The sequence below is a fragment of the Neorhizobium sp. P12A genome (assembly GCF_008365395.1).
In the GTDB taxonomy this organism is placed as follows: Bacteria; Pseudomonadota; Alphaproteobacteria; order Rhizobiales; family Rhizobiaceae; genus Rhizobium.
In genome coordinates, this window is the sequence record NZ_QOVX01000052.1 from 1 (window position 1) to 8,277 (window position 8,277).

The 8,277-nt window shown below is 51.7% G+C and carries 11 protein-coding genes and 1 tRNA gene; 8 read left to right on the forward strand and 4 right to left on the reverse strand.

Annotated elements, in window-relative coordinates:
* Nucleotides 1–260: 260 nt before the first annotated feature.
* Both DTW90_RS36570 and DTW90_RS36580 read left to right on the forward strand, forming a co-directional pair.
* Nucleotides 261–536, forward strand: coding sequence for a hypothetical protein (locus DTW90_RS36570; RefSeq protein ID WP_132528519.1), 276 nt, complete (start codon nt 261–263; stop codon nt 534–536).
* Nucleotides 537–1,824: 1,288 nt separating this feature from the next.
* Entirely contained in the window at nt 1,825–2,091 is a 267-nt protein-coding gene (locus DTW90_RS36580) for a hypothetical protein (RefSeq protein ID WP_149344990.1), read from the forward strand.
* A 75-nt stretch (nt 2,092–2,166) separates the two neighbouring features.
* Here the strand turns inward: DTW90_RS36580 and DTW90_RS36585 are convergent, their stop codons facing one another.
* On the reverse strand, nt 2,167–2,388 hold the full coding sequence (locus DTW90_RS36585; protein WP_246665193.1) for a hypothetical protein: 222 nt from the start codon (nt 2,386–2,388) through the stop codon (nt 2,167–2,169).
* Between the two features lie 573 nt (nt 2,389–2,961).
* Between DTW90_RS36585 and DTW90_RS36590 the strand changes: the two genes are divergently transcribed.
* Complete coding sequence (locus DTW90_RS36590) at nt 2,962–3,393, forward strand: hypothetical protein (protein WP_149344991.1); 432 nt, start codon at nt 2,962–2,964, stop codon at nt 3,391–3,393.
* A 91-nt stretch (nt 3,394–3,484) separates the two neighbouring features.
* On the opposite strand, the gene DTW90_RS36595 is transcribed toward DTW90_RS36590, so the two are convergent.
* A tRNA-OTHER gene (locus DTW90_RS36595) sits at nt 3,485–3,563 on the reverse strand.
* A gap of 229 nt (nt 3,564–3,792) precedes the next feature.
* Between DTW90_RS36595 and DTW90_RS36600 the strand changes: the two genes are divergently transcribed.
* Nucleotides 3,793–4,203 (forward strand): hypothetical protein, encoded by a 411-nt coding sequence (locus tag DTW90_RS36600; protein ID WP_149344993.1) that lies wholly within the window; start codon nt 3,793–3,795, stop codon nt 4,201–4,203.
* A gap of 114 nt (nt 4,204–4,317) precedes the next feature.
* Nucleotides 4,318–4,566: a hypothetical protein gene (locus tag DTW90_RS36605; RefSeq protein WP_149344995.1), complete on the forward strand. Its 249-nt coding sequence runs from the start codon at nt 4,318–4,320 to the stop codon at nt 4,564–4,566.
* An 18-nt stretch (nt 4,567–4,584) separates the two neighbouring features.
* Here the strand turns inward: DTW90_RS36605 and DTW90_RS36610 are convergent, their stop codons facing one another.
* A complete protein-coding gene (locus DTW90_RS36610; RefSeq protein WP_149344997.1) occupies nt 4,585–5,217 on the reverse strand; it encodes a hypothetical protein in 633 nt (210 codons plus the stop codon).
* Between the two features lie 852 nt (nt 5,218–6,069).
* On the opposite strand from DTW90_RS36610, the gene DTW90_RS36615 reads away from it, so the two are divergent.
* A complete protein-coding gene (locus DTW90_RS36615) occupies nt 6,070–6,465 on the forward strand; it encodes a hypothetical protein (protein WP_149344999.1) in 396 nt (131 codons plus the stop codon).
* A gap of 153 nt (nt 6,466–6,618) precedes the next feature.
* Nucleotides 6,619–6,882 (forward strand): hypothetical protein, encoded by a 264-nt coding sequence (locus DTW90_RS36620; protein WP_149345001.1) that lies wholly within the window; start codon nt 6,619–6,621, stop codon nt 6,880–6,882.
* A 40-nt stretch (nt 6,883–6,922) separates the two neighbouring features.
* On the opposite strand, the gene DTW90_RS36625 is transcribed toward DTW90_RS36620, so the two are convergent.
* On the reverse strand, nt 6,923–7,255 hold the full coding sequence (locus DTW90_RS36625) for a hypothetical protein (protein WP_149345003.1): 333 nt from the start codon (nt 7,253–7,255) through the stop codon (nt 6,923–6,925).
* A gap of 702 nt (nt 7,256–7,957) precedes the next feature.
* On the opposite strand from DTW90_RS36625, the gene DTW90_RS37505 reads away from it, so the two are divergent.
* Entirely contained in the window at nt 7,958–8,119 is a 162-nt protein-coding gene (locus DTW90_RS37505) for a hypothetical protein (protein WP_188080193.1), read from the forward strand.
* Nucleotides 8,120–8,277 lie beyond the last annotated feature (158 nt).

Genomic DNA, 8,277 nt, shown 5'->3' on the forward strand with positions numbered 1-8,277 from the left:
ACAGACAACCATAAAAAGACCCGGATCTGTCGGGAACTTTCCGGCCGAAGGCGATTTGATTCTTTGCTTATGTCCCCATGTAAGCAGAGCCAGGTGCCCTTGTTTCCACCAGCATTCACCGAGGTGCCTGGCTCACCTTCCACCCGAAGAATCCGCGGAGCACGGCGATAAGCCGCTTTAAGCCAGCCTCCTCGACGCTTCACGCCGCTAGACATGTAACAGCCGGGACCGCCCCAGAGCCGTTTAATGAGAGAAAAGCAATGTTTGTCGACCAGAATAGGGAACTAATTGCGAGGGAACTAGGAATCACGGTCGAAGAGCTCGGTCAGTTGCATTATGAGGAAGGTTTTGAGGACGACGATGGTGTGATCCACACCTATTACCTGCGATTTTCGGACGAGAACCCGTGGCGGATCATGGTCAAGATCAAAGGTCTCGAAGGTAGCACGCTCAGATTAAATCCGAGCATATTCGAAGGCCCCAACAAAGAAGAATATCCGCAAGACCAGCCTTATAAGGATGTTCCCCGAGATTAGCCGTCAGATCCTGGCCGCTGGTACCAGCTGGCGATCGATGCTGGACAGCCCCCCCTCCTACGGCCTGTCATTAGGATGGCGGGGTGATGTGGACCGCTCTGTATTCTCCTGATGGTCGATTTCATGTAGTTCAAGCCGGATCTGCTGACCGCTTGCCCAAGCCATCGCATGCTTCTCAACCGTGAAGGTTTGCTCGGTAACAAAGCCATTTTCCACGACTTGTACCGTCCATCCAAATTCTCCTGCAATGATCGAAATTTGATTCGGCCGCATTAGCGTCGCAGATATGCAGAAATTAGTTATCTAAGGGAAATTATACCACCACTCACCATCTGGGTGGCAGCGTGGTATTTGCCTACCCCAGCAGCGGTTTCACCGCAACCATCGAAATCCCGGTGTAAGCTCAGGCCTTCTGAAAGACGTTAAAATTCGGATCGCCGTTTTAAGCAGACAGACCATCAGCAGACAAAGTCGATACCTGCCTCACGACATGCAGCTATAAAGGCGGTCCTGGCATCTTCCGGCCCGCAAAGCCCATTCATAGCATCAAGGCACTTGACCCGAGCCCTATATCGAGCCGGAGAGGATACTTCGAAAGGCCATTCTTTCATCAAGGCGTCAGCCAAGTCCTCTATCGATGTCAACTCGCGATAAGCACCCTCGCCAGGAAGCCGAACTTTTACCGTCGCAACTTTTGGATTGTCCATGGGGCATCCTCATACGCCGTGGTAGAGGTGAACGCAGAACCAGGTTGCTTGTTCATCGCAAACGCGAATCTCTGTGCGCCTTCTGAAGCCCAGTCCGTTGAGCGCGCAGAGTCTCGATGGCTCCAGCGACCTAAGGTTCGAACGGCCCCCACCCCTTCCTGAGGCGTCTCTCCGTGAGGCCTACCTCTTTAGGAGTACCCCTAAATTAGACCAACGAGCGATATCGAGAACGATAATCGAACGGAAGGAATACATCCCGCCCACCGCCACGGTCCTGCCCCGGCGTCAGACTTCGGTCCGATAGGCGGATCGGATGATTTCCGGCAGTATATTTTCTCTCGCTATCGCAAGGGGTGGCAAGAGTAGGGTCGCTGCCTCGGGTATTGAGTTGTGGCGGCGGCCCCTCACCCGACTTAACGTAAGGTTTGGTGCCCTTCATCAGATGACATTAACTATGCCGCAATCGCCTTGTCGTAGCCGATAACTGCGCTACACTTCGCCCCGTAGGCCTCCATTGCATTTCCCGGCTGGGCCTTTTGAGAGTTTATACGTGCTCCCGCCCAACACAGAGGAGTACCGCTATGTCTCTCCTGAACCTACTCTCCCTCGAAGATGATCAGATTGAAATCGTGACCGGTGCGGTTAGGCGTTGGTGTGAGGAAAATCGGCATAGCGTGAACAGCCAAGCCGGGCGGCAGGCGATGGAAGTTGCAATTAGCCTCGCCGTGTCTCAGCGGACAGATCAATCCAAATTGGAGAGCCTCCTTGCAAAGCTGATGAAAGTTAGAGCTATCAGCGGGATCAGTTACGGCGATGACTCGCCCCCCATCGCCAATGCGCGGCACTAGGTAGCAAAGGCCACCAAACGCGGCCTATGCATCTGAATTATCAGACATCAGTGTTCGGCGAGTGCGTCGCGGGTTTCAAGATAGCACCTGCAAGAGAGCCGATGGCGAACTGAGAAAACCGCCAATTACCAGGCCAACGAATCCTAATGCCAACGCTCCGACCAAGCCGTGGCTTTCCCAGCCGAAGTAAGCACCTACGGCGGTTGCTGCCGTGATGATCGAAACCGTCCATAGGATTTTGATCAGCGAAGCCGCACGACGAATGGCTGTTGGTTTGTCTTCGATCATGCCGGACATCAACTTTCTGAAACGCCTCTGTATTCGATATAGTACGGAAGATCCATTCCACCCATATTTGAGGCGGGGTGGTTAGCGGCGATTGCATCAATCTCAGTTCTTTTTTATTTTCCGTTAGGCCTTCTTGGGGAGGAAATATGAAAATTCTAGGCACTTTCGATGTAGCCCTCAAACTGCTGGGTACATCACTACTGTCCCTCATAGCGTTTGGCCTGCTATACGGCGTCGGTGAAATTTGGTCCGAAAACTCCCGTTATGGCGCTTATTCAGAATGTAAAATGAGAGCTTTGGAAGCGCATATCGTCACTGATCTGAGCAACACGCATCTAGATTATTGCATGGCATCCAAAGGCTACTCGCTGACTGGATGCTCCACAGAATTGCCATTGCTACCTAGATGTTATGTCGTTTGGTGGCGCGACTGGAAATAGGTCACCCCCTTGGTTAGGGCGACTGGCTTTCTGATCTCTAATTCACCCACCACCACCTCACAGGTCGTGCATCCGCGATTTTTTCATGTAAAGGTAGTGTGTTGGTTTCTTTGGAGCTGTGCGTCCTTTGCTGAAAACGTCATTGAAGCTCATCTCTGCCGCCCTGCTTTGCGCTCAAGTTGTCGGATGCGCCAAAGATCCATCATGCGAAGGATTCGACGAAAAGCAGTACGCCAAAGAAGTGATGGCTAAAAAATATCCCCAGTTGGCGATGCGTCAGATCTATGGCGATATTTCGTGTTCGCACACTGAGACTATCTACTCGCCGGCGATTTTCGGCTGGTTCGCCCCTGAGGAAAGAGGATGTGCAATAGCCCTGCTTCCAACGGTTTCGGATGTTTCTCACGGCCATATGTCTGATTTATACGAGTTCAGCGTTATTTATAACACGCGTACGTGCGCGAATTCGTTTGAGCCTTTAATTACAGTGGAGGACGTTAGCAAAAAGGATTTTGATGGCCTTGTGCTACAGGATGAAAAGTCCGCGGCACTCCGGGACACAGTACCGAAATGATGACACCCCAATTTTGGCGAGGTCAGACCGCTGCCCCGGGGGAAGCTTTTCCGATTGGCAGCGGTCACCCCCTTACTGTCAGCTGGCGCGTTGGCGTCCCGATCGGATTCGAACCGATGCCTCTGCTGGAGTTTCCACCAACAGCGCTCTACTCGCTAAGCTACGGGCTCTCAGATCCTAGGAGAGTATTGGATTTAGAATTTCCAGTCTACTCTCCCTCGTGACGGGTGTCGGTCACGGCAACATTGCGCCAATAGCTTGGCATCTCCGAATTTGTCGCGCCCAAGGGGCGTCAAGCTTTTGGCGAGGACAAATTCGCCGATATTGGCTATCAATATTTAACCTTGAAGTTGTAGTTAAAATTCATTGCCCGACCTAAAATGAAAAAGGTTGCCTACAATGAGCGAAGTGGTAGTCAAGAAAACAGGCGGGGTTCCATCGATCTACGCCATCCTGTTGTTCGGTATTCTCTTCTTTCCCATTCAGATAGTCGCGATGATCTTCTCCAAGAGGAGGCGTTACGACGGAGATGATTGGGAAAGGTCTCATTATGAAATGCAGTATCGCACTGCAGCCGCCTACTTCGTGATACAGGCCGTTTTATTCGTTATTGGCGCGGCGACGCTGTTCCTAATGCACGAAAAGATTCACGCCGAAATAACGAGCCTTCGGATATGGCTGACGTTCACCACCCTTGCGGGTTACGTGCCATTGGCTTGGCTTGCTATTCGGTGCGTACGAGGTCTGTTTCTGGCGGGGTCGAAAATACGTTTGGTAAACCCGCGTTCTTACACCATTTGGCCTCGCTAAGGATTTCAATTTGCACTGGGCCGAGGCAGTCATTGGCGGCATTTGCTACACAAGATTGCGGAATCCTTGTCCTCATCTCGGTGAATCATTTCAATCGCTGAAAAGTCAAGATCGATGCCGCAGGTAGACGAAGTACAAAAGGAGCGCGAGCGTGAAGCAAAGCGCAAACTAACCAGCCCAAAAATGTGGTTGGGGCTGCTATCGTTTAGCGCGATTACATTTGTCATTATTTGGTTCAGCAACGCAAACTATGTGGCTGTTCCGCTGGTGCTGCTTTTTGTATTCCTTTTCCAAGTATTCTTGGTTGAACCTTTGTACATTCTAATCTTCAGCCGGTCGCGCGATCGCGCAAGTAAATCTTGATGCAGTCCCCACCCTTTGTCAGGGTGGCGGCTTCGTAGTGTCGTCCCGGACCTCTCCGATACGTTGATCACTTAGCGTGGCGGCTTTGCGAGCGTCTTGGCGCTGCTTCCAAAACGAGCCAATGATTCCGAATCCGATCATGCAAAGCGATGGCACGCCAAATAGCACGACGATAAACACATTTAGAAAAGGTCCATGCATTCCGAGGATCTTCTCGCCGGTGTAGCATTTTTCATAATCGGCTGAGTAAGTTAGATCGTCGCACCCAGTATTAAAAAAAAGAATTGTAAGTCCATTCCAGAGAGCAAGAAACGCAACGGCTTTCCAGATGCCGTTTCGAAGCGGACCCCAATCTGGATTTCGCAGCGCTTTTCGGTTAGCCTGAACAGATCTGAGGACGACTAAAAAAATCCCCAGTATCGGCACGCCGGCGACTTGAGCAAGCGCAATAGTCAGCCACGGCTGCAATGGCGGCTGCGTTACCAATTCCGCATAGCCAACAATAAACGCGGTCAACACAATGCTAGCGAACAACGACCCAACAGTTAATCCCTTTCGAGTGATGACATTCCCCAAAAAAACAGCAGCAGATAAAATCGTTCCAATGAGGGGGACTGGCCCAATCACCCAAGGCAACATTTGATTTGTCATCTCTCCTCGGCGGTCAGCGAAATGGTAAAGCCAGGACTGGATCACTTGAAAATTGCACCGATGTATCGATTTTTCAACTTAGGACATCTCCGCCTTCGAAAAAATTTCGGAACGATCGACGAAGACTGGCTCGAGAAGATGGCGGCCAACGAACATACTTGGGGTGTCGGTGCCGCTACGGCTCGGTAATGAGGGTTGCCACTTTCGGCGGCATCAGCGCAGGGCAGAGCCGCTTGCTGACAAATTTGGGGGGATGCAATAGGGTGACTGAGACTCGGTGACGAAAGGGCTATCGATGGCGGGCCGTATCCTGGGAAGCCTGCTCGCGTTTGCGGCGCTGGCATTTTTTTCGGCTACGTCGAACGCAGTCGAGTCAGCCCCATTGCAATTTCACGTTAAACTCGCACTCATCTTGGACGGAAAACAGCCGATCCTTGGTGATGTCGATTGTATATCGGGTCGAGAATGCTCGATCTTGAATAACACAGATCCCAGTATTCTTCTCACAATAACAACGGACAGGCAGCTATACGAGGACGATCAAATTACCATCGCCTGCACTCCCCAATGCTCCTTTCTTTACGGTCGCTCTTCAACGCAGGCTAAAGGAACGGCAGAGTTTGATCTTTTTTCGGGAGCAGATCTCTATGACCCATATACGCTTGTATTGAAAAAGCGGCCCACTATCGGAAAACTTTTCTTGATTTACTGAGCTTTGATAATGCCCGCCCTATATGCGGTTAGAAGTGGCTATATCTTCGTAGAACCCACCCCTGCCCGGTGTCAGTCATACTTCGGGTGTGGGTGGCAATTATGCACCAAAGCAGTCGCTAACGAATTCTGGGGAGGACCATGCAAGGCGACGAAACTGGACCGACCATAGCATTGGGCCTTATGAGGCTGGGCACGCTCTTCGGAGTGCTCGCAGTCGGTGGCTACTTCTTCTGGGACATGTTCAGTGAGACGGCGGCGTTAGATCGGCTTGCTGCAACTGCCCGAAGCTATCACTATACGCAAAGCTGTGATGCCGACGGTAACGTTATTTCTACTGCACCGGCAAACTGCGTCGACCTAAATCACTATGTCTTTGTCTACGGCCCTGTAATGAAGGCGAAGCGTAGGGCCTGCACCGGAAAGCCGGCAGCGGTTCTATCTTTCGAGAAGAGCAAGGTAGCTACGACAGAAATCAATCTGGTTCAGAAAATACTGCAGTTCCACGCCCAATATGGCGAGAATTTCCCGTGCTGATCACGTCGTTATGCCGAGTAAAACAGAGCCGCAAGAATGCAGCAGCCGAGGCATTCCTCTTCAAATGGAAGTCCCCCACCTATAAGCGGGCGAGTGCAAGTCTAACAAAATCGTTCTACGAATAGCGAAGCCACGATAGAAGATGGAATCAACATGGTAGCTGAGTTGCTTGCAAAGCACTTGAGGATTTATAGAGCATTTCTTTTGCTACTTCTTGCTGCCTTGATTGTCGCCTCGCCTGAAACTAGGGCGTTCGCTTTGATTGCTCTTTTTCCGATCGGTCCCGGTCTGATCATCCGATACATCGGCCCGCACAATGAGCAACGTTTAAACAATCCCGCGCTTTTTCGCTTTGTCTTGCCGTACAAGATTGCACTTTTCATTTGGCAAGGATTTTCTCGTCGCAGAGCAGGCTAAGGCAATAATCACCCCCACCCTTGGTTAGGGCGTGGGTGGGTTAGAGAAAGTTCTTTCTCACTCCATGGGCCATTGCCGCCCCCCAAACCGATCCCGTTACTGCTGCGATCAAATTCACTCCGGCAACCTGCGATCCCATAAAGACCTCACGTAGGCCGACTGCGCCGCCCGCAAGCAAAATGCTTGCAACAATGGCAACTGTCGCCTTCCCCGGCACAATCTTGGCAATGACAGCGCTAATTGCCGCAAACACGACAAAGCGAATGCCGATTGCCCAGTAGCCGAGCACGGGATCAATGTGGATGCGTACCAAGGCCGCACCAAGCAGTGTTAACAGTATGAGCGCCAAGGCGATGACACGAAGGAAGTTCATGGATATCTGCTATCCTGTCGGCACGATTATCTCGCAACTTCGACCCGAGCGTCAAAAGCAGTTTCGGTTATCGCGGGGCGAGTGGGTAAGAATAATAAGTAAACCCTATTGTTTCAGGGTTGCAATATCGCTCCCCTCCGTCCAAACCTCCACGTCCTCCCAACAAGGGACACGGGGCTCGCTTATCCCCCTGCTCGAAAGAGTAAGGCGAGCCCGCCCTTGAAAATTTCGCAGGGCGCATATCTACGACAGCGGCCTCGATCTTGGCGAGGTCAGACCGCTGCCCCGGGGGAAGCTTTACCGATTGGCAGCGGTCACCCACATCCGTGGATGATTGAGACGTTCCTAAATTACTGTCACAGTTTTTCCTGAAATGTGAGATACTTTTAGGGCTTCAATTAAAGAGTTGACCGCCAATGCCCAGGATCGCCTTGTCCGTAGCCCTTACCGCCATCGCTGCTGCGATCTTCGCACCGCGTGTGATCAGGATGACTTATAGAAGCTGGCGCTACGGCCATCTCGCGCCTTTGTTCGAGCGTGGAGGTGGCGAGTTGCCCCACACTCCTGAGCCAAGCATTGGCAGCAAATTTCGGCCGAAATGGTACGCAGCGGATTAAGGTTAATTTCTTACCTTCATCCTGAAGTTCAGTTGCAAAGTGCCAAGATCCTGGCTTATCTGCGCAATGCAACCAGGAGGAGCCAATGCGGCAAGCTGTGATACCGCTTCACGTGTTCGAACGACTTGAGCGCGAATGGCGCGTCATAGAGCCGGAGCGAGAACCAAAAGATCTCGACAAGCAACTCGAAAAGCAAATTGCCGAACAACGAGGTTTCAAGCGGTTGCGGGTTGGCAGGGTCGATTGACGGCTTTGTCAGCGTGTCGTGCCCCACTTGTCCCACTAGCTAGTGCCCATCCATAAACGGTAAATCGCTGAAATTATTGACGGAATCGCGATACATCGGCGGGCAAAGCCCGGCGGTTTCAGGTATACTTTAGATCAAGCTACTGATTCTAAAGACGA